Genomic DNA, 20,791 nt, shown 5'->3' on the forward strand with positions numbered 1-20,791 from the left:
TTAGGTGGTAGCAGGATCCTGGAGCGAAGCCAGATGTCTTGCCTCTCGAATCAGAAAGTCAAGAAAGGCTTGCGCTACGGTCGACAGCCGCTTGCCTTTGCGATGCACGATGAACCACTGCCGCATAATCGGAAAGCGTTCGACGTTGAGCATGGCCAGTCGCTGCATCGCCAGTTCGAGTTCGAGTGTATGCAAGGATAGGATGCCCAGGCCTAATTCGGCTTGCACCGCCTGCTTGATCGCCTCGTTGCTACTCATTTCCATTACCGAATGAAACTCTACTCCGTACCGGGAGAAATGCCGCTCAGCCGCTTTGCGCGTTCCTGAGCCAGGCTCGCGGGTGATGAAGGTTTCGCGCTCCAGGTGTTTGAGTGCGACCCGACTCTTGGCAGCTAGCGGATGGGTCGGTGCGGCAATTATGACCAGTGGATTGTCAAGAAAGGCTTGAGCGACTAATTCTGAGTTCTTCGGTGGCTGTCCCATGATCGCCAGATCCATGTTCGACGTGGTCAGCATGTCCAGAATCTGTTCCTGGTTCGACACTCGCAGTCGCACCTGCACTTTAGCGTGCTGTCTGCAGAATGCGGCAATCAACTTGGGCGCGAAGTAATTCGCGGTACTCGCCACCACTAGATCCAATTCGCCTCGGCGCAGGCCACTGAATTCTTCCATTGCGGCGCTGAGGTCCTGCATTTTCGCCGCAATGATAATCGCGTGGCGGTGCAGCTCGCGTCCGGCGTCGGTGGGTTGGATTTGTTTGCCGACCTGGTCGAACAAGGGTACACCGACTTGCTCTTCGAGCTGCCGCATCTGCATTGATACGGCAGGTTGCGTCAGATGTAGCACGTCAGCCGCGCGCGTGAAGCTCTGGCGACGCATGACAGCGTCGAAAATTTGTAGTTGGCGAAAAGTCAGATACATAATTTTCACATAAGTTTATCTAATGCATTCTATCAGAAGATTGAGTTGTATTTTATGATTACATTCGATACTATGTTTGCAAGCAAATCGATGAATCCATCCCTAAGACCAGGATTGATGCCTTGGTCGATTGTGCTGAACAAATTTTCCTTCGTCGTTTAGTTCTCGCGAGCAGCGAGCTTTAAGGAGTCGTCAAAACATGGCAATCAAAACCTATCAGGCCGGTGTCAAGGAGTACCGACAAACTTACTGGCAACCGGATTACGTGCCGCTAGACACTGACATTCTAGCGTGTTTTAAAATTACCCCACAGTCTGGCGTCGATCGCGAGGAGGCGGCGGCGGCGGTAGCCGCAGAGTCGTCCTGCGGTACTTGGACCACAGTGTGGACCGACCTGCTGACCGATCTCGATTACTACAAGGGTCGCGCCTATCGCATCGAGGATGTTCCCGGTGACGATGCTCGCTTCTATGCTTTCGTCGCGTACCCCATCGACTTGTTCGAAGAGGGTTCTGTGGTCAACGTGTTCACCTCTCTGGTGGGCAATGTATTCGGTTTCAAGGCGATTCGCGCCTTGCGTCTGGAAGACGTGCGTTTCCCGATCGCATACGTGAAGACCTGCGGCGGCCCTCCGAGCGGCATCCAGGTGGAGCGTGACAAGATGAACAAGTATGGTCGGCCGCTGCTGGGCTGCACCATCAAACCTAAGCTGGGCCTGTCGGCCAAGAACTACGGTCGTGCGGTGTATGAGTGTTTGCGCGGCAGCTTGGACTTCACCAAAGACGACGAGAACATTAATTCTCAGCCGTTCATGCGCTGGCGCGATCGTTTCGAGTTCGTGCAGGAGGCCACTCTGAAGGCTGAGGCCGAGACCGGCGAGCGTAAGGGTCACTATCTGAACGTCACCGCGCCAACGCCTGAAGAAATGTACAAGCGCGCAGAATTCGCCAAAGAGATCGGTGCGCCGATCATCATGCACGATTACCTCGCCGGTGGCCTTTGCGCTAACGCAGGTCTGGCGAACTGGTGCCGTAACAACGGGATGTTGCTGCACGTTCACCGCGCCATGCACGCCGTGCTCGACCGCAACCCGCATCACGGTATCCACTTCCGCGTGCTAACCAAGATTCTGCGCCTGTCCGGCGGAGATCACTTGCATACCGGTACCGTGGTGGGCAAGCTGGAAGGTGATCGCGCCTCCACTCTTGGTTGGATCGATCTGCTGCGCGAATCCTTCGTACCGGAAGACCGTTCGCGCGGTATCTTCTTTGATCAGGATTGGGGTTCGATGCCCGGCGCTTTCGCCGTCGCGTCCGGCGGTATCCACGTGTGGCACATGCCTGCGCTGGTTGCCATTTTCGGTGACGATTCGGTGTTGCAGTTCGGCGGCGGCACGCTCGGTCATCCTTGGGGCAACGCTGCAGGTGCACACGCTAACCGCGTTGCGCTCGAAGCCTGCGTACAGGCGCGTAATGAAGGCCGTCAGATCGAGAAAGAAGGTCGCGAGATCCTTACCGCCGCGGCTCAGCATTCGCCCGAACTGAAGATCGCCATGGAAACGTGGAAAGAGATCAAGTTCGAGTTTGACACGGTTGACAAGCTCGACATTGCCCACAAGTAATGTTTCAAACCAAATTCGATCGATCTGCGTTCCAGTGAGACTGCGGCGATCGGATTCGATTCCTAATTTTGAAAGGATATAGCTATGGCCATTCAAGCCTATCACTTAACAAAAAAATACGAAACCTTTTCGTATCTTCCCCAGATGACGCCCGAGCAGGTGCGCCGTCAGATCGCCTATGCCCTTGCTCAAGGCTGGAATCCTGCGGTTGAGCACGCTGTCAAAGGAACGTCTGCCAAGGAGAGTTTTTGGCATATGTGGAAGCTGCCGATGTTCGGCGAGCAATCGGTCGATGCTGTGCTGGCCGAGATTGAGGCCTGCCATCGCGAATTTCCTGATCAAATGGTACGTTTCATCGCTTATGATAACTACTCGCAAAGTCAGGGCGTGGCTTTTGTTGTTTACCGCTAAAACGAGCGGATCCATCCCAGGGGCGGGTTCTGGTTGCATGAAATCAAACTACTCAGTGCGACCAGCGGCCGCCTAAAATGAACTCAAGTGCTGAGGTTCTTATGACAATCGCTGAATCAAGTTATGCCAATGCGAACATGTCCGGGCGCGCACTGGCGCTCCAGCGTCGCCAGGCGATGGCCCGTCAAGGCAAAACCGCCATTACCAAAACGTCTGTGCTGCGCAGCAGGGCAGACGTCGCCATGAATGCAGATAAGGTTGCTACTGCCTGGCACGGTTCGCAGGCTCCTGTTGCTGCGGCAGTATCGGCTGCGCAGGTCTTGACGCGCACTGAGCCTTTGTCGGCAGCAGTCGTATCGGCTGCGCGAGCGCGGCGACAAGCGCTTGCCAGCGTTGGCAAGGCAGCGTTGCAAACTGCTTCAAAAAATTATACTCGTCCGAGTGCACATTTGCGTCCAGCTGTACAGCCGTTTGCCACAATCAGGTGCGATTGCGATGCGCAGTGCGAATGCCAGACTCGGCACAGGGCAGTCGCCGAAATGCCGGTGGCCGGGGTTGCGGTGCAAGAAAGCGTTCAGCGTGCGACAATCGTCGCCGAGCAGGCGACCGGGCGCGCGCTGGCCAAGATGCGTCGCGCAGCGTTGACACAAGATGGCAAAGCCGGGCTCAAGCGGGTTGCCCAGGCGACCAAGATTGCTGCTGCGATGCCGGGGCAGGATTGGCAAGCTGCGATGGTCAAAGGCGCTACCGGAAGACAGATCGCGGAGCAGCATCGTCGCGTGCAGTCACTCGCGGGGCGCGCCGGTCTGTCGAACAGCGCTGCTTCTGCTTCCAGGCCAAGCGGACGGGTCAAGACGCGCGATGCCAAGCAAGTGCCGATGAAGGTCGAGGAAGGGCATACTTTGTCCGGTCAAGCCGTGACTGGTACCATGGTCGAGCGCAGCATCAAAGTCACCGGCAACGAATCGGGATCCTGCCGCAGTATCACCGGCACCGAATATATTGGCGCGGAACAGTTTCAAACTATCTGCGGTGTACGCGCCGAACCAGGCGTGTCCAAGGTTGAGATGAGCCACACCTTGCGCGAGCAAAAGATCACAGGCATAGCGCTCGGTCGCTCGACCAAGGCCACGGGTGACGAAGCGGGTGTTTGTCATCCCGTGACCGGCACCGAATATCTGTCCGCCGAGCGCTTCCAGCAGTTTTGCGGCACACGCCCGGCGCCCTCGCCGGAGAAAGTCGCACTGGCTTTCACCAACAAGGACATGGCCGTGTCTGGCTCCCTGGTCGATCGGCCGCGCAAAATCACCGGCGCAGAGTACGGTGCTGATCGATCGATCACCGGTACCTGCTACGGCCGTCCGCCAGAAAACGACAATGCACCGGACAAGGTTGCAATTACGCACACCGGTTCGGGCAAGACTATCACGGGCACCCTGGTAGGCCGTAGCGAACACCTCACTGGCGACGAAGCCGGTAGCTGCCGTGCGATCACAGGCACCGAATATCTCTCCGCCGAACAGTTTCGCGACTTGTGCCATACCAATGCGCCGGCAGCGCCGCGCAAGGTCAGCGTGATGTCAACACGCGGTGCGCAAGCCATCTCGGGTGCTGCCGTCGACCGTTCGTCCAAGGTAACCGGCAACGAGACAGGTTCCTGCCGAGCGATCACCGGAAGCCAGTATTACACTACGGCCGATTTTGCGGGGCTTTGCGATGCGTCCGGGCCGAACAAAGTCAATACGATGCATACCCTCGCTGGTCATACCATTACTGGTTCGGAGGTTGCTCCCGGCCCAAAGTTGACGGGTGACGAATCTTACGGGTGCAAATCCGTCACCGGCACCGACTATATCGGCACCCAACAACTTGCAGCTGTTTGCCCGCCAGGGCAATCATCTACAGTACAACCCGTGAATAAGGTCGTCTTCGACAGTACATTGCAAGGCCAACCAGTTTCCGGCAGCTATCCGGGCCGTGCTGCCAACGTCACCGGCAACGAAGCCGGCACCTGCGCCCCCATCAGCGGCGTACAGTATGCAGGAATGTCGCAAATTCAGGAATTTTGCCCGGCTCCGAGCCTCGATGCTCAGGCGGCGCGCGTACGCGACAGCGCCGTGATTCCAGCCAGCGTCGTGACCGGTGACCGTCCAGGTGCAGGCGGGTCGCGCATGACCGGCGATGAGCGCGGCGCTTGCGAGCCGATTTCGGGCACACCATATCTTGGGCTGGATAATATGCCTGACCAATGCGCAACTAGCAGTCGTTTCGTTGCGCGCGGACGCACTTTTGATGTCGCGCCACGGCCGCCTGCACCGAAGGATTTCAGCATTGTGCCGCCGTCGCGTCAGCGCCAGATCCAGAGTCCGGGGCGTGAGTGCCAGGGAGATAATCTCACCGGCAGTGTGCTGAGCAATTTACGCATAACCGGGACGATCAACAAGGCCGATGGTCTGATTACCGGAACGCCGGAGTTCCGGCATAGCGACACGTCTCGTAGCCAGGTGCAACTGGATGAAGTCGTCGCTGCTGCGCAGCGACTGAGCGGTGAAGGTAGTCAGCAGGGAGTGCGTATTTCGGGTGATGCTTGGAATGCAAACCCTCGAGTTACCGGTACCGAGGGCTCGTCCAGTCTGGTACGCAACCCTTCGATGCGCGGCCAACCGCGTGGCGTCGGTGTCAACGCAGTGAAATTCCGCGAGCTCGAGCGTCTTGAAGTGCCTGAATCGGTCATTACTGGTTCGTCCGGCAATACCGATAGAGGCGCAACCATTACCATTTCGGGCGGAGCGCGCGGCTGAGGATACGAAGATGAATACACGACAACGTATGCAGGCATTGCGACGCAGTAGCGTTGGGCCGATCGATGTGGCCAATGAGAGCGGTATCGCAGAGGTGCTCGAACATCCTGCTTGCGTGATCAGTAGCGGGCAGATCTGCGAACACTCGCTTGTCGACCGCGACCTTAATCGCCTATTGTTCGACTATGAGCGGACGGTACGCTCGCGCTTCACCCGTATCGTCGAGGTGCTCAAACGCATCTCCATGCATCAGCACGACGAGGATTTCACCGAGCGCGCGCAGCAGCTCGCCCACGAACAACTCGGTTTTGATCTGCCGTCGAAGATGTTTGAGGATGCTTGGGTGTGCGGGTTGGATTTATCGGCCCTGCATTCGCACTGCATATTCAGCGTCCTGAAGTCGTGCGTCGATAATGCGCGAACCGAGCAGGCTGGCTGGCGTCAGCGCATACCGCTCGATGAAAACTTCTTGCGATCCTGCGGTTATCACACAGTGGATATCAGCCCCTGTTCGGATGGTCGGTTGCAGGGTATGAGCCCTTATGTGTTGCGCATTTTACCTGGGCCTAATGTGCAGGTGAAGGCTTATGCGGGCGCGCTGTTCGACATTGAAGCCGATGTATGCGATTGGGCGCAGCGCGAAGTCGAGCGACTGTCAGGCGCGATGGTCGATGGCGAGCGTCTGGACTATCTCAAGATCGCCGTCTACCACTTCAGCAGCTCCTCGCATAACGGTGACGGTTGCGCCGCGCATGGCAGCAACGATCGCCAAGCCACCGAGGCGGCACTCGGCCGCCTGGATGAACTACGTGAGGCGATCGATCGCAGTTTCGGCATCGGCGCCGCGCCCGACGTGCTGTTGATCGGAGTCGATACCGATCTAGACGCTTTGCGCATTCATCTTCCCGATGCGTACGGCGACGTCAATTCGCATCGCTACATCGAAACCGTGAAGATCTACCGCGAGACGCTTGGGCTATCCGCCGAGGTGGCGCGCGCGCGCGTCGCCGAGATAATCGCCGACGTCGAGAATACCGGCGGTTGGGGCCAAGGCCAAGGGCGGATGAATGATGGCATGCGCCGTTTGGTGTCTGCGCTGGCCGAAGCTAATCTGTCGCAGATCGAATACGTCATCAAGCATCATACCGGTCGCTACGCGACTATCGGGCACGACGAGGAGTGCATCGTCGCTGGCGACGCGGTTCGGTCGTTAAAATTGCGCAACCTGTTTTATTTCGCCCATCTCGACACCATCGAGGAAGGGGCGCCCGATATGGATGTCGGGATCGATATCTTCGCCAAGCTCAATGTCGCACACGGTCTGCCGGTCCCAGTGCTGGTGCATTTCGAATATGATGCCCGGATTCCCGAATCGCGCGCGCGCGCGGTTGAGCGCGGTCGGCGGGTGCGTGATGCGATCGAGGCGCGCTATCCCGATCTGGTTGCCAAGGGTCTACTTAATTGCGCGATCGCGGTGAGTGAGCGCGCTGGCGACGAGCGCTGCGACTTTGTGGCTGACGAAGTTGCAGCGAACCATTGAGTATTGAGGACTAAAACGCTATGCGAATCATGCGAGTCGAAAAAACCCTGGTGTCGACCAACCGCATCGACGGCTTTGGACATCGCCCGTTGCTGGTCGTGCAGGACAAACCCGGCGGAACGCGCAGTGTAGCCGTCGATGCGGTGGGCTGCATCCCGGGAGACTGGGTAATCTGTGTCGGTTCTTCAGCAGCTAGAGATGCGGCTGGTGCCAAGGATTTTCCCTCCGATCTAACGATCGTTGGCATCATCGACCACTGGAATCCGGAGGCGATCTGATGGAGATCTGGCGCGTCGTCGGTGAACTGGTTTGCACTCGGCGTGTTCCGGGACTCGGTTCGACATCGCTGCGCGTACTAAAAGGGCAGAAGGGTGAAATCATGGTGGCGTCCGACGCGGTCGGCGCCCCACCGGGAAAATGGGTGTTTACTACGCTGGGCAGCGCCGCTAGGTATGCGATGCCAGACCAGAGGACGACGACTGATCTCACGATCTGCGGCATCATCGAAGGCTGGGACGAAGCGTGAACAGACGTGTATATATTACGCGTATAGAGCAAAAGGCGCACGCATGGCGGGCGCTTGAGTGCAGAGAAGTGGCAGTTTAACCAATTTTTTGACTAAAGGAGTAAGAAAATGGCAGAAATAATGGGCATTGCCCTGGGAATGATTGAAACCCGCGGTCTGGTTCCCGCGATTGAAGCGGCCGATGCGATGACCAAGGCTGCTGAAGTACGTCTGATCTCGCGTCAGTTCGTCGGCGGCGGCTACGTTACCGTGATGGTGCGTGGCGAAACCGGCGCGGTCAACGCCGCAGTTCGTGCAGGCGCTGATGCTTGCGAGCGTGTGGGTGACGGCTTAGTGGCTGCGCACATTATTGCTCGCGTGCACAGTGAAGTTGAGGGCATATTGCCCAGGACTCCGAGTGCCTAAGAACCCCCTACCTTTTTTGAAACAACTACGAGGACAGTAACATGGCTAACGTAAACGGCATTGCCCTGGGAATGATTGAAACCCGCGGTTTGGTTCCCGCGATCGAAGCGGCCGATGCGATGACCAAGGCAGCGGAGGTGCGTCTGATTGGCCGGCAGTTCGTCGGCGGCGGCTACGTCACTGTGCTGGTGCGTGGCGAAACCGGCGCGGTCAACGCCGCAGTTCGTGCAGGCGCTGATGCTTGCGAACGTGTGGGTGACGGCTTGGTGGCTGCGCACATTATTGCTCGCGTGCACAGTGAAGTTGAAGGCATACTGCCGACCAAGCCAGACGTCAGCGGTGGCGGTGGCGGCGGCCGCGATGCCGAGATCACTTCCACGCTTAGTTGATCGACGAATCGTTTCCTGCCATGGCTGTCGATCCGAGAACCTTAGGGTGGCTGGCACGCGCTCTCAACCACGAGATGGGAGCAGTCCAGCAATACCTCGCACAAAGCGTGCTCGCGCGTCTTTGGGGAGATGTGGAACTTGCAGCACACCTGCGCGCCGAAGCCATGGAAGAGCTGGAACACGCTGAACTTTTGATTGAGCGTCAGATCCTACTTGGCGTGGCTCCTTGTGGTGGACAGTTACCCGTTGTGCGCTTGGGCCACAATGCACAGGAACTATTCGCTCACGATCAACAAATGGAAGTGCAGGCCGTCCAACTCTATGTCAATGCGCTAATGCATGCACAGCGCTTGCGTGATCAGGATTCGATAGCACTGTTCCAATCGTTGTTAGCGCAGGAGCAGGAGCATCTAGAACACATTACGCATACTAAATCCGGATGAACTTCGACATGAGTGACGAATTGCAAGGCTGGGAGCGGCGCGACAAGCCGCCGACGTTGTATAGGCGCTTTTCCTTCGAGCGTTATGCCCAGACGCGCGCATTTCTCGATGCCTTGTCGGTTCTGTGCGATGAGTTCAAGCGACATCCACAGAATATCAGTTTCGGTACCACCTACGTTAACGTCACGCTCGAACCAACCGACGACAAGGTCTTCGCGTCGCAGGATGAAACTTTTGCCGCACGCATCTCAGCGCTGGCTGAACAGGGGAAGTGATCGTGGTTGACATGCGTGTCATCGCGATCACCAACCAAAAGGGTGGTGTCGGTAAGACTACGGTGGCGATGAACCTCGCCGCTGGGCTGGCGCGGCGGGCATCAGTAGTAGTGGTCGATCTTGACCCGCAGTCCTCGGCCACGCAATGGGCGACGGCCGGCACTAAGGCCTTTCCTGCTACGGTCAAGCAGCTTCGGCTAGGCGTTGTCCTGCCTGATTTGCGCAAGGAATTCCGCGCCTTCGACTATATCGTGCTTGACTGCCCGCCATCGGTCGACACCCGCGCCGCTATGTTTGCGCTCCTGACTTGTGATATCGCGCTGATTCCGATCCTGCCTTCGCCTGTGGACCTGTGGGCCAGCTTGCGCTTGCCGCAGGAGATCGACGAGGTGCGCAAACGCTGTTCAAATCTGCGAGCCTTTCTGCTACTCAATCAAATTGAAGCGCGCAGCGCGCTATCGGCGGCGATGCAAGAAGCTCTGGCTGAGTTCGGACTGCCAGTGCTGCAAACCTCGGTACGTCGGCGTAGCATCTACAAAACGGCTGCGCTCGAAGGCGTATCTGTGTTTCAAATGGGTGCGCGCGGGCAGGCTGCCGCCGCAGAAATTGAAGCCATCATTCAGGAGATTGTTACATCATGACCAACATAAAAGACAAGCTTACCAGCAGTGTGCGCCAGGCAAAGTCTACCACGCCTACCAAGGCTGTTGCGCCGCGTGTGGCAGCTGAAGACACCAAGCAAACAAATATACAAGCCAAGCCGGTTCGCCAAACTGCTGAGCCGGTTTCGAGCGCTCAGGCGCTTTTTCCCGATCGCGTGTGGCCGGACTAAACCCGGTCGAACCGAAGAATTCTGGATATCATTATGAGTAACGAAAACCTGACGCGAACCTATATGCCCCGGTGGAATGCATCCTACCGTTCCACGACTTCAACCCAGGAGGCGCAAGCGATGTCGTTGCCGGCAACGGCCGTCGTTGCGCCGACATCGAGTTCACTCGACAGCTATCGTGTGACCCGCGAACCGTACTATCGCGCCACCGGCGATGAAGTTGCGCTGTACGAGGCAGCGTACTCGGTGCGTATGCCCATGATGCTCAAAGGACCCACCGGCTGCGGCAAGACCCGTTTTGTCGAATACATGGCGTGGAAGCTCGGCAAACCGTTGATCACTGTGGCATGCAACGAAGACATGACTGCCTCCGACTTGGTCGGCCGCTTCTTGCTCGACACCAGCGGTACGCGCTGGCAGGACGGACCGCTGGCGCTGGCGGCGCGTTATGGTGCGATCTGCTATCTAGACGAGGTGGTCGAGGCACGGCAAGATACCACGGTTGTGATTCATCCACTGACCGATACGCGGCGCATTCTGCCATTGGAGAAAAAAGGTGAGATCATCGAGGCGCACCCCGATTTCCAAGTCGTTATCTCGTATAACCCGGGTTACCAGTCCCTGATGAAAGATCTCAAACAATCAACCAAGCAGCGTTTCGGCGCCTTAGATTTTAACTATCCGGAACATGAAGTTGAGGCCGAGATCATTGCGCATGAAAGCGGCGTGAGTATGGACGTGGCGAAAAACCTGGTGCATATTGCTGAGCGTGCGCGCAACCTGAAAGGACACGGGCTCGACGAAGGCATTTCTACCCGCATGCTGATCTATGCCGGCCGTTTGATCGCGCAGGGCGTGGCGCCGCTGGCAGCGTGCCGCGTCGCCCTGGTGCGACCGATCACCGACGACCCTGACATGCGCGATGCGCTTGATGCGGCTGTAACCACCTACTTCTGATGGGCGACATGGGTCTCGCATTATGGCTATTCATCTTGAAGAATTCCAGAGTTTGCTCGACGAGCTACCCGGCAGTGCGCAGGAACTGCTGCGCGCGTCTTGGAACGAGGCGGCGCGCGCACTCACGCCGCGTGGCTTAGATAACTACCTCAAAGGAGCGGTCGCGTTGCATCACCTCGGCCGTGGGGAGGACCTTGTGGTCGGTTTCATCCAATCCATGCCCGAGTTGGCGCGCGGAGTGGGTGAGGAAGTACTACCTGACCTAGTCAACTTCCTTCTTGGCATGGCATCCAAGACCTCGGGCCATGTGCTTGCGCTGATCGTCGGCACTGCGCCATTAGCGGCACAGCGCTTGAGCGATGCCGGCCTATTCGTCAGTTATCTGAAGGTGCTCGAGATCATGCTGGCCCAGGCACCTCGCGGCCTGCGACCGATGCTAGAAAACTTGGACCGTCTGCTTACCCAGCTCACTCTGGGCGGCTTGCGGCGCTGGGTGCAGTGGGGTGCACAGGCGTATCGCAGCGATTTAGACGGTCAGGTCGCGTACTTTTCTCTGCAAAGCGCCGACGCGCTGGCTGTGCTGCAGCAGGAGCGCAAGGGCACGCTGTTCGTCGACATTCAGCGTCGTTTGAACATCTATCAGCGCGCAATGTGGGGACGTGATTTTTTCCTGCGCCCTACTTCCGGCGATTACGAAAGCCGTGAAGAGTTGAAGCCCTACATTGAGCATTATGTCATTCATATTGCCGATGCCTACGACGATTACAAGCCACTGGGCCCCGATACGCCGCCCGAGCAATGCGTGCCGGCACTAGAGATCTACCGCGCCGCAGTTAACCATTGTGCTGCGCATCTGGTGTTCACTCAACAGCCGCTGTCCATGCAGATGTTGCATCCAGCGCAAATGGCGGTGATTGAGGTATTCGAAGATGCGCGGGTCGAGGAGCTGTCAATCCGGCAGTTTCCGAACATGCGCGAAGCTTGGCTGATGCTGCATCCGGTGTTCGATTACTCTCGTGAGCCGCAGAGCATCGGCGAACTGCTCGACCGCCTGGGCCGCGCCCTGCTTGAAGAGCAGAGCCACGATCCTCATCCGTGGGTGCGTAAGGCCGTGGTGGCGTTTCGCGCGCAGGCCGATCTTTCGACCAATCAGACAAGCTGGAACCTCGGCATAGACTTGTCGCACAAGCTGTTCGAGTTGCCGCTGCCCGAGTTCAACAACCGTACCGACCACCGCTTGAGCGCGATCTACCGAGACGACAACCGAGCGGTATGGCAGCTTGAAGAGTACGATGAGGCACAGGCATTGGAAGCTACTTGGCAGACGCGGCAGCAGGTACGCAAAAAAGTCAACCTGATGGAAATGGTCAACGAGGTGGATAACGAGTTTGCCGGTGATGACGCGCAGGAAGTCTGGGAACTGCCGACCGAATATCTGTTCGATGACGGCGTCAGCATCAACGAACTCGAAGGTCGACCACCGATTTCCGAGCCTTTCCATTATCCCGAGTGGGACTATAAGATTCAACTCGAACGCCCGAACTGGGTCACCGTGCTCGAACACCATCCACCCGTGGGCGAACTCGCAATTATCGAGAACATCATCATCGAAAATAAGCCAGTGATCTCACGGCTGAAATTCCTGATCGAATCGATGGTGCCACAAGGCATGCAGCGCATCAGGCACGTCGAGGACGGCGACGATCTCGATATCAACGCCGCAGTGCGCGCGATGATCGACATCCGCATGGGCCAACCACCGGACCCGCGCATCATGATGCGGTACAAGCGCACGCTGCGCGAGCTTGCAGTGATGGTACTGCTGGATATGTCCGAATCGTCCAACGACAAGGTGCGCGGACACGACTACACGATAATGGATCTCACCCGCGCAGCCACAGTGTTATTCGCCGACGCACTCGATCGCATCGGCGACCCATTTGCGATCCATGGCTTTTGCTCCGATGGACGGCACGACGTGCATTATCATCGTTTCAAAGATTTCGACCAGCCGTATGGTGACATCGCCAAGGCTCGCTTAGCCGGCATGAAGGGCCATTTTTCTACACGCATGGGCGCAGCGCTGCGTCACGCTGGATATTATCTGGCGCAGCAGCCCAAATCCAAGCGGGTAATTTTTGTCATCACCGACGGCGAACCGGCCGACAACGACGTGCACGACCCGCAATATCTGCGCTATGATACTAAACATGCAGTCGAAGAACTCGCGCGTAAGGGCATTACGGTGTATGCGTTATCCCTCGATCCGCATGCTGACCAATATGTGTCGCGTATTTTTGGAGCTAAGAACTTCACCGTCATTGACGAAGTCGAGCGCCTGCCGGAGAAATTGCCGATGCTCTACATGAGCCTCACACGTTAAGGGCGCCATGCAATGAAAATCAGCTTGCGTACCTTCGTATTTCTCGACGCACTGCAACCGCAGCTCGCATCTTATCTCGCCACCTCGTCGCAAGGCTTTCTGCCGGTGTCGGGCGACGCCTGCATGTGGATCGAAGTTGCTCCCGGCATGGCGGTCCATCACCTTTCAGATATCGCGCTGAAAAAAACCAATGTGCGCATGGGCGAGCAGGTGGTGGAGCGCGCGTTCGGATCGATGGAACTCCATTACCGTAATCAAAGCGAAGTGCTTGCCGCCGGAGATGCGGTCCTGCAGCAACTTGGCATTACAATGGAATCGCGGCTGCGCTGCAAAATCGCCTGGAACGAGATCATCCGCGCCATCACTCCTGATCACGCTACGCTGATCAATCGTCAGCTGCGCAAGGGCTCGATGCTGTTACCGGGAAAGAGCATGTTCATCCTAGAAGTAGAGCCAGCTGGATACATCATTTATGCCGCGAATGAAGCTGAAAAGGCTGCGCATGTCACATTGGTGGATGTCAAACCCTTCGGCAGCTTCGGCCGACTGACCATGATGGGGTCTGAGGCTGAGGCCGAGGCTGCGCAGCATGCCGCAGTAGCGGCGATAGAGCAACTGAACCAGCGCGCCGCCGCCCATCCCTGAGTCGGCGCGACGCTACCGAACCACCTATATAGTGTATATGTATTATGGAAATCGACTCAATCGCCAAGCGTCTGCTGTTTTGCACAGTGCGCGTGGACTCCGAACTCGAAGACGGCAGCGCTGGCTCGGGAACCGCGTTCATTATCACCCACAGTCATGCCAATGGCACGACGCCGTTCATCGTTACCAACCGGCATCTGGTCGAGGGAGTGCGCCGGGGTGGGCTGGTGTTCACGCAGGCGCGTGACGGCAAACCTGCGTTCGGCGAGCGTTTTCAACTCAACATCGACGACTTTACAGCAGCCTGGTTTTTCCACCCCGACCCCGAGGTCGACCTGGCCATCGTGCCGTTGCGCCCATTAGAGCGCGCTGCGCGGGAGCTGGGTATAGAGCTGTACTACCACGCCATCGACAGCGCCAGCATTCCCGATGCCGCCGCCACACGTGGCTTCGACGCACTTGAGGAAGTGCTATTCGTCGGCTATCCTAGCGGCATGTGGGATGTGGTCAACCTGATGCCTATTTTGCGCAGAGGTACCACTGCTACGCCGCTGGAACTCAATTTTGAGGGCCAGAAACAATTTTTGATCGATGCCGCAGTGTACCCGGGATCGAGCGGCAGTCCGGTATTTGTGGTGCGCGACGATCCGTTGCGCCCGCGCGGAGACGGCGCACGCTCGATTTGGTTTGCAGGCGTCGTCGCTGCAGTGTTTTTCCACGAAGAAACCAACCAGATCATCCCCGGCCCGGTGCCGGCGCACAATACGGGGCAATCGGTAGCTTCCGAGATGATCGACTTGGGCCTGGTGGTCAAGTCCGAGTCAGTGCGCGAAGTCATCGACGCTTTTGTGCAGCGCTGGCTTAGCTGATTAGAACTCGTTTCACCAATAGCAGCGTGTGCGAAAGATCTCATTAGGATGCAGCCAAGGTATCGTCGCGCCGCACAGCCGCATTACTGGAGCAAGTATAGAAAAGATTATCTATTCCGGATCAAACCGGATTCGCATGGCATCACTCAGCTCGATCACACACAGGTCCCAATGCTGATCAATGTAGGCGTTTCTTTCTTCAGTTCGTGGTCGAGCGGCGCCGCCTGGGCGAAAAAAGCATTGGCTGTCTTTAGAATCTCATTGGCACGGCGCAGCTCCTTGATCTCACGCTCCATGGCTTTGATACGTTCACGTTCACCGGATGTTACACCGTCACGCTACATCACTACGCTTGACCCAATCCAGCAATGTAGATGGCACACAGCCAATCCTGGGTGGAATCGATTCAACCGCTGCCTACAGTGAGGAATATTCCTGACGATGCTCCTGCACCAACCGGACTGCCCGTTCTTTTACTTCCAGGGAAAGCTGATTTTGTTTATTCATGGCTCTATTCTCTCAAAGGTTAGAGCATCCTCAAAACCCGAGGTGATTCAGGATGATAACCAGATATACCAGTATATTGGTGTAGTTTGCTCATGAAATCATGGCCAAGAAGATACCGTTCAATCAGAACGGATGTGCTGACAGCTTCTTATCGTGACGATAGAGTGGGATTACAAGATTCGGTTAGAACGACTTGAATGGTCAACGATTCAGGAAAAACGTCCAAAGCCAGGAGATATTCAGGTTATTGACGACATTGCTACTCAGTATAAAAAGGAAATTCATCGCATGAAATTCTTGCTTGATGCGATGCAACCTCAAGGTGTACAACGTATTTGCAAGCTGGAGGATGGGGATGAAATCGATATTAATGCAGCGATTTCTTTGTTCACCGATATACGTATGGGATAGCATCCAGATCCGTGCGTCATGATGCGTGCCGTGGTAAAGTGCGTGATATATCAGTATTAGTATTGCTAGATTTGTCGGAATCCACTAACAACAAGGTGAATGGTCATGAATATTCCGTACTGGATTTGACTAGACAGGCAACCGTGCTATTGGCAGGTGCCATTAACCGGTCGGGGGATCCTTTCGCAATCCATGGTTTTTGTTCGGATGGCCGACATGATGTTCAGTATTACCGTTTCAAGGATTTTGATCAGCCATACGATCAAATTCCCAAGATGCGGATTGCCGGCATGACCGGCCAGCTATCTACCCGTATGGGAGCGGCTATACACCACGCGAGCTATTTCTTAAAAATGCAGCACTCTGCCAAGAAGTTACTGTTCGTTATTACTGATGGTGAACTGGCGGACGTCGATGTGCGTGCCCCGCAATATCTGCGGTTCGATACCAAAAAGGCAGTAGAGGAAGCAGGGCGTTCTGGGATATTAGCCTTTTGCATGAGCCTTGATTCGCATGCTGATCAATATGTATCCAGAATATTTGGGATGCGCAACTATATGGTAGTGGATCATGTTATACGGTTGCCGGAGAGGCTGCCTATGTTGTATGCGGGATTGACTCGTTAATCTGACTGAGGATAGTTTATGAGAGAGAAAGGTTACTCGGGAGTGGATCAGGATGCAGCTGGAGGACTGACTCCCTTGGGGCGTATCGTAATTGATGCGTGGGTTTTTGGTATATTGCCCGAGAGTGAAACCTGTACGGGATGGAATATGTCTCGGATGCAGGTTCTTTATGAAGAAGTTTACGCTGCATGGGAGCCTTACTCACATCTTCCCAGCCTCTTGCCGCCAGAATTGCAGCAGCGACATTCTGTTTTATATGAACAGAGAATAGCTATTGCAAGGAATAGCGGATGGGATACGGATCTTAGTGATGAATCTTGATCGGGTTATTGGGTATGTTCTGCGGGAGGAAGGCATTGGAGTTTTTCTGAAACCGAGCCCTTTTACTCGTGATGTCTGCTAGAAATATTCCAGGGATACACTGTTTTTTATCTCTTTGTATCTATCAAGTATTGATTTTGAACAGATACCGTGAGTGTTGTATAACCTTTATCGTTTGGAAACGATTCAGTAAATGGCCAAATTGTGCAATTTTTTGTTCGATTTGGGCGACTGAAATTTCAGGGAAACGATGGTTGTGATAAGAAAGCCGGTTTGGTCCCGGGCGGCGCATATATAACTGGGTTAATGTTGTTTTCAGATTGGCAAGCGCCCAACCCACCATGTATTTTGCAATAGAGCTTGCTGCTGGCTGAGATCGAGCATAGCCACTGTCCTCCAGTACATCCACGATACGCTCGCATGCCAGGCGATCTTGTTGTGCTGTCAAATAATAATCAATAAGTTTCTTGCGTTCTTCTCCATCTGCAACACCCAATTCACCACGCAAAATCCGGGATAAGGTCTCTTCAAGTTCGTCGAAGTTAAACGACGGATAACTAAGTTTGGTAGGCAATCCCTGGAAATCATAGTCGTAGTATTATTCATTGAAAGCAGCCAGATAAGAAATGGCAGGTACACCTAGGGCATAAGCTTCTAGTCCGGTTGTACAGCCATTGTGTATCATTGTTTTCGAAGCCAGAAGCCAGGGGATGACATTACCTTTATTTGCAACCTTTACCCGGCGACATTGGGCAGCAATATTGTGATAAACCTGTAAATTTTCACTTGGGTGAGGGCGGACAACAATAGTTACATCAGGAAAAGCGCGCTCCAATGCTGGGATAAGCTGCTTGAAACTCTCCAGTATGGCTTTCTTGTGGTGCCACAACCCTTCGGCAAATTCGTCACTTAAGCCGATCCCACCCTGTCCGCGCCGGGATGTTTTTTCTCCATTTTTACCCGAAATGAACATTCCGATACTGGGGATAAAAGGATTAACACTGGAAAAATTGGTATTGATCAGGATAAAGTTGCCATAAGTTTCACGTAAGTGCTCTACCTTTGCTGAAAAATAGGCGCGTATTTCTGGTCGCAAGATGTCGCCTCGCGGATTCCCGGTTATGTGAATGGGTAAATTTTCCGGAAGTTGCGGATATTGTTTGATGAGATCAGAATTCTCCTGACCCCAGGCAAAGAAATGAGAAACATTTTTCATCGTAACGGGAGATAACCGTAGCGAGAAATAGGTATCTGCCGGAGGATGAACCAGTGCTTCCTCTTCCCAAGCAACAATTTCGTGGCCAAGCATGCGAAGGATCCGGAATATGGAATTACTCAACCTGCGCATACTTTTTGCAAGATATATGCCGCGTGGTAGCGAAGCAACTTCAAAATGAATGTAGGCACGAGAACCGATAACAACCGGGAATCCGCGTTCGGCAGCCACGCAAGATAACAGGAGTTTTGCATCCAGTTCACGAACCTGGTTCTCAACAGGTATGATCAGTGTCGACGCGGTAGTAGCCATGTTCCGAAGTTTCTATTAAAAAACCATTATTTAATAATCATACATTAGTCGCGCGCCTAATGTTTTTATGTCATCTGCCTTTTGTTCAAGCACATGCCAGGGATGATGCAGCAACCGCTGCGGCACATAGTAAAATACGCAACTGACAAGTTGTAGTTTTATATGCTTGACGGCATGAATATATATTTTAGGAATACTTTCTCACTGTAAATATTCCCTGCTTTTATCACTAAGCGTTATCTGTAGAAACTTTGGGTCGGAACTTGATTATTTTTGCCGGGTTGTGAGGGGTTTGTTTTGCCATCATTGCATACAAAGCAAGTGGAAATTCTCTTTGCAGGCGGCGCATAACCGCTGTTTGATCTTCCTGATAATAAACTGCTTCATATTCAATGGGTTGATCAAGTGATTCACGTTCATGTGAATGGAAATTTTGCCAAGCAATATCTACCCAGCATTTGCGCTGGCCATCAATAAATACAAATTCCTCACGATCAATAATAGCTAAATATTGCATACTTCGGATAGGTATGAATAGATTTTTTGCTCCGCAGCGAGCAAATAACTGGATAGCCAGGTTATAGGTGGTTGCTGGTAACGTCCTTTTTTCCCGTTTGATTTCAGGATCGCGATAACAAGTGATTTCCATTTCCAATATCCTCAATTAAATAGTTAATCGTCACCTAATTAATTTAGGGATGGTGACAATTCTTCAGCGGATATCGTGGAATTCCTAAATATGCCGGACAAAAATCCGCGTTTACTTTTTGAGTTTTAACCCCTTATCTGTTTGTTTTGCAGAAGATAATCAGGTGGGAGATTCTTCTACTAAAACCTTAATAGTCAATGTCAATGCCTTTAACAATTATCAGATCTTCAAAAAATTGTATCGCGATTTCAGATTGTTTTGGCAGAGACTTGTTTTGGCAGAGACTTGTTTTGGAAGGAATCATTTAAACGCAAGCGCCAAACCTTATATTGTGCAAATCACGTATGAAAGATTTGGCGTGCTGTGGCGTTGACGACATTTTTGCTGCTTTCACGACTTGCAAGGCATATTTGATTTACTCAGGAACCTGATAACGATACTGTGGATCATGTCAACATTGCGTCTGGTAGTAAACTGTGATTTTCGGGTCGAGTTGCAAGCTTATTTGGTCGGGGTGAGAGGATTTGAACCTCCGGCTCCTGCGTCCCGAACGCAGTACTCTACCAGGCTGAGCTACACCCCGAATGAAATAGTTTATCGAAAACAGCACTAGCAAGGAAATATTTAGGATTTCCAGTGATAATTGCTGAAGCTGGCAATTCTGGTAAAAATTAGTAATTTCTCGAAACAGCGAACTCCGCCAATTCTAGCAAACATTGTTTATAGATAGAATCACGGAGCGTAGAGATTACGGAAGTGGCCATGTTGGCTTCTTTCTGCGCGCATTGCTTTGCGTAATCCAGCGCACCAGTTTTCTGGATGATTTCGAGTACTGGTCCAAACCCGTCTTTTCCACCAGATTCAATAGCATGACGGACCGTATTTGCTTGGTCGGTCGTGCCAGCCCGCATGGCGAAGATCAGTGGCAGAGTCGGCTTTCCTTCTGCCAGATCGTCACCCAGATTTTTACCAGTGTCATGATCATTACCCGAATAATCCAGCAAATCATCCACCAGCTGGAATGCTGTGCCCAGATGCATGCCATAAGCAGCCAGTGCTTCTTCTTCAGCCGGAGTGGCTCCGCCCAGTATCGCTCCCAGCCGGCCAGCAGCTTCAAAAAGCTTGGCGGTTTTGAAACGGATAACCTGCAGGTAATTTTCCTCTTCAACGTCTGGGTCACGGCAGTTAAGTAATTGCAGTACCTCACCCTCGGCAATGGTGTTGGTTGCGTCGGCCAGCACCTCCATAACTCGCATGTTATCGACTTCCACCATCATCTGGAAAGCACGCGAGTACAGAAAATCACCCACCAACACACTGGCAGCGTTGCCAAATAAAGCATTGGCTGTGGCCTGATTGCGGCGCAGTTGGGATTCATCCACTACGTCATCGTGTAATAGTGTTGCGGTATGGATAAATTCGACAACAGCAGCGAGATTATAGTGATGCGTACCCTTGTAATCGTATAACCCTGCGGCAAGGATGACTAATGCTGGCCGTAACCTTTTTCCGCCGCTATGGATGATGTATTCGCTGACCTGTCGAACAAGAACAACTTGAGAATGAAGCTTTTGCTGGATAACGTTATCCACCTCGCCCATATCTTTGGCGATAACGTTTCTGATTGACTCGATTGACACAATGACTCCCTGAAGAAACCGCTATGGTAGAAATGTCCCTGCCCGGGTGTCAAGGATTCCTGCAGGCAAAACAGCCGAGATACATATTGTG

The 20,791-nt window shown here is 54.1% G+C and carries 22 protein-coding genes, 1 tRNA gene and 2 pseudogenes; 18 read left to right on the forward strand and 7 right to left on the reverse strand.

Annotated features, from left to right (window positions below):
* On the reverse strand, positions 1-921 hold the full coding sequence (locus tag ACZ5EJ_RS03510) for a LysR family transcriptional regulator (RefSeq protein ID WP_011633895.1): 921 nt from the start codon (positions 919-921) through the stop codon (positions 1-3).
* A gap of 199 nt (positions 922-1,120) precedes the next feature.
* Between ACZ5EJ_RS03510 and ACZ5EJ_RS03515 the strand changes: the two genes are divergently transcribed.
* From ACZ5EJ_RS03515 to ACZ5EJ_RS03590, 16 genes are all read left to right on the forward strand, one after another.
* Positions 1,121-2,542 (forward strand): form I ribulose bisphosphate carboxylase large subunit, encoded by a 1,422-nt coding sequence (locus ACZ5EJ_RS03515; protein WP_011633896.1) that lies wholly within the window; start codon positions 1,121-1,123, stop codon positions 2,540-2,542.
* 84 nt (positions 2,543-2,626) lie between these two features.
* A complete protein-coding gene (locus ACZ5EJ_RS03520; protein ID WP_011633897.1) occupies positions 2,627-2,953 on the forward strand; it encodes a ribulose bisphosphate carboxylase small subunit in 327 nt (108 codons plus the stop codon).
* A gap of 77 nt (positions 2,954-3,030) precedes the next feature.
* Entirely contained in the window at positions 3,031-5,754 is a 2,724-nt protein-coding gene (locus ACZ5EJ_RS03525) for a CsoS2 family carboxysome shell protein (protein ID WP_256201550.1), read from the forward strand.
* 10 nt (positions 5,755-5,764) lie between these two features.
* On the forward strand, positions 5,765-7,294 hold the full coding sequence (locus ACZ5EJ_RS03530; protein ID WP_074455542.1) for a carboxysome shell carbonic anhydrase: 1,530 nt from the start codon (positions 5,765-5,767) through the stop codon (positions 7,292-7,294).
* A gap of 29 nt (positions 7,295-7,323) precedes the next feature.
* Entirely contained in the window at positions 7,324-7,572 is a 249-nt protein-coding gene (locus ACZ5EJ_RS03535; RefSeq protein WP_242500201.1) for a carboxysome peptide A, read from the forward strand.
* Positions 7,572-7,820, forward strand: coding sequence for a carboxysome peptide B (locus ACZ5EJ_RS03540; protein ID WP_011633901.1), 249 nt, complete (start codon positions 7,572-7,574; stop codon positions 7,818-7,820). The genes ACZ5EJ_RS03535 and ACZ5EJ_RS03540 overlap by 1 nt, the downstream gene beginning before the upstream one ends.
* 108 nt (positions 7,821-7,928) lie before the next feature.
* On the forward strand, positions 7,929-8,225 hold the full coding sequence (locus tag ACZ5EJ_RS03545; RefSeq protein ID WP_011633902.1) for a BMC domain-containing protein: 297 nt from the start codon (positions 7,929-7,931) through the stop codon (positions 8,223-8,225).
* 41 nt (positions 8,226-8,266) lie between these two features.
* Positions 8,267-8,614, forward strand: coding sequence for a BMC domain-containing protein (locus ACZ5EJ_RS03550; RefSeq protein ID WP_011633903.1), 348 nt, complete (start codon positions 8,267-8,269; stop codon positions 8,612-8,614).
* 20 nt (positions 8,615-8,634) lie between these two features.
* A complete protein-coding gene (locus tag ACZ5EJ_RS03555) occupies positions 8,635-9,057 on the forward strand; it encodes a ferritin-like domain-containing protein (RefSeq protein WP_074455565.1) in 423 nt (140 codons plus the stop codon).
* An 8-nt stretch (positions 9,058-9,065) separates the two neighbouring features.
* Entirely contained in the window at positions 9,066-9,332 is a 267-nt protein-coding gene (locus ACZ5EJ_RS03560; protein ID WP_074455566.1) for a 4a-hydroxytetrahydrobiopterin dehydratase, read from the forward strand.
* An 11-nt stretch (positions 9,333-9,343) separates the two neighbouring features.
* Positions 9,344-9,973: a ParA family partition ATPase gene (parA, locus tag ACZ5EJ_RS03565; protein ID WP_074455564.1), complete on the forward strand. Its 630-nt coding sequence runs from the start codon at positions 9,344-9,346 to the stop codon at positions 9,971-9,973.
* On the forward strand, positions 9,970-10,164 hold the full coding sequence (locus ACZ5EJ_RS03570; RefSeq protein WP_074455541.1) for a hypothetical protein: 195 nt from the start codon (positions 9,970-9,972) through the stop codon (positions 10,162-10,164). The genes parA and ACZ5EJ_RS03570 overlap by 4 nt, the downstream gene beginning before the upstream one ends.
* Positions 10,165-10,284: 120 nt before the next feature.
* Positions 10,285-11,121: a CbbQ/NirQ/NorQ/GpvN family protein gene (locus ACZ5EJ_RS03575; RefSeq protein WP_011633907.1), complete on the forward strand. Its 837-nt coding sequence runs from the start codon at positions 10,285-10,287 to the stop codon at positions 11,119-11,121.
* A gap of 22 nt (positions 11,122-11,143) precedes the next feature.
* The gene (locus tag ACZ5EJ_RS03580) at positions 11,144-13,504 is read left to right on the forward strand and encodes a nitric oxide reductase activation protein NorD (RefSeq protein WP_074455540.1); all 2,361 of its coding nucleotides are present in this window, start codon (positions 11,144-11,146) and stop codon (positions 13,502-13,504) included.
* A gap of 12 nt (positions 13,505-13,516) precedes the next feature.
* Complete coding sequence (locus tag ACZ5EJ_RS03585; protein WP_011633909.1) at positions 13,517-14,149, forward strand: BMC domain-containing protein; 633 nt, start codon at positions 13,517-13,519, stop codon at positions 14,147-14,149.
* Between the two features lie 44 nt (positions 14,150-14,193).
* Positions 14,194-15,018 (forward strand): S1 family peptidase, encoded by an 825-nt coding sequence (locus ACZ5EJ_RS03590; protein WP_074455539.1) that lies wholly within the window; start codon positions 14,194-14,196, stop codon positions 15,016-15,018.
* A 150-nt stretch (positions 15,019-15,168) separates the two neighbouring features.
* On the opposite strand, the pseudogene ACZ5EJ_RS03595 reads toward ACZ5EJ_RS03590, so the two are convergent.
* Positions 15,169-15,525 (reverse strand): annotated as a pseudogene (locus tag ACZ5EJ_RS03595) (transposase); the annotation flags it as partial.
* Positions 15,526-15,687: 162 nt separating this feature from the next.
* Between ACZ5EJ_RS03595 and ACZ5EJ_RS03600 the strand changes: the two are divergent.
* Positions 15,688-16,562: pseudogene (locus tag ACZ5EJ_RS03600) on the forward strand (nitric oxide reductase activation protein NorD); the annotation flags it as partial.
* Between the two features lie 18 nt (positions 16,563-16,580).
* Positions 16,581-16,883 carry a hypothetical protein gene (locus ACZ5EJ_RS03605; RefSeq protein ID WP_011633911.1) on the forward strand — a complete coding sequence of 101 codons (303 nt, stop codon included), beginning with the start codon at positions 16,581-16,583 and terminating at the stop codon, positions 16,881-16,883.
* 124 nt (positions 16,884-17,007) lie between these two features.
* On the opposite strand, the gene ACZ5EJ_RS03610 is transcribed toward ACZ5EJ_RS03605, so the two are convergent.
* The 5 genes from ACZ5EJ_RS03610 to ispB form a co-directional block, all read right to left on the reverse strand.
* The gene (locus ACZ5EJ_RS03610; protein WP_240142295.1) at positions 17,008-17,457 is read right to left on the reverse strand and encodes a hypothetical protein; all 450 of its coding nucleotides are present in this window, start codon (positions 17,455-17,457) and stop codon (positions 17,008-17,010) included.
* Positions 17,458-17,481: 24 nt separating this feature from the next.
* On the reverse strand, positions 17,482-18,411 hold the full coding sequence (locus ACZ5EJ_RS03615) for a surface carbohydrate biosynthesis protein (RefSeq protein WP_240142296.1): 930 nt from the start codon (positions 18,409-18,411) through the stop codon (positions 17,482-17,484).
* 229 nt (positions 18,412-18,640) lie between these two features.
* Entirely contained in the window at positions 18,641-19,060 is a 420-nt protein-coding gene (locus ACZ5EJ_RS03620) for a hypothetical protein (RefSeq protein ID WP_011633912.1), read from the reverse strand.
* 506 nt (positions 19,061-19,566) lie between these two features.
* Positions 19,567-19,643 (reverse strand) — tRNA-Pro (locus tag ACZ5EJ_RS03625).
* An 88-nt stretch (positions 19,644-19,731) separates the two neighbouring features.
* On the reverse strand, positions 19,732-20,700 hold the full coding sequence (gene ispB / locus ACZ5EJ_RS03630; protein WP_011633914.1) for an octaprenyl diphosphate synthase: 969 nt from the start codon (positions 20,698-20,700) through the stop codon (positions 19,732-19,734).
* Between the last annotated feature and the right edge of the window lie 91 nt (positions 20,701-20,791).

Source organism: Nitrosomonas sp. TNE100, assembly GCF_055387135.1.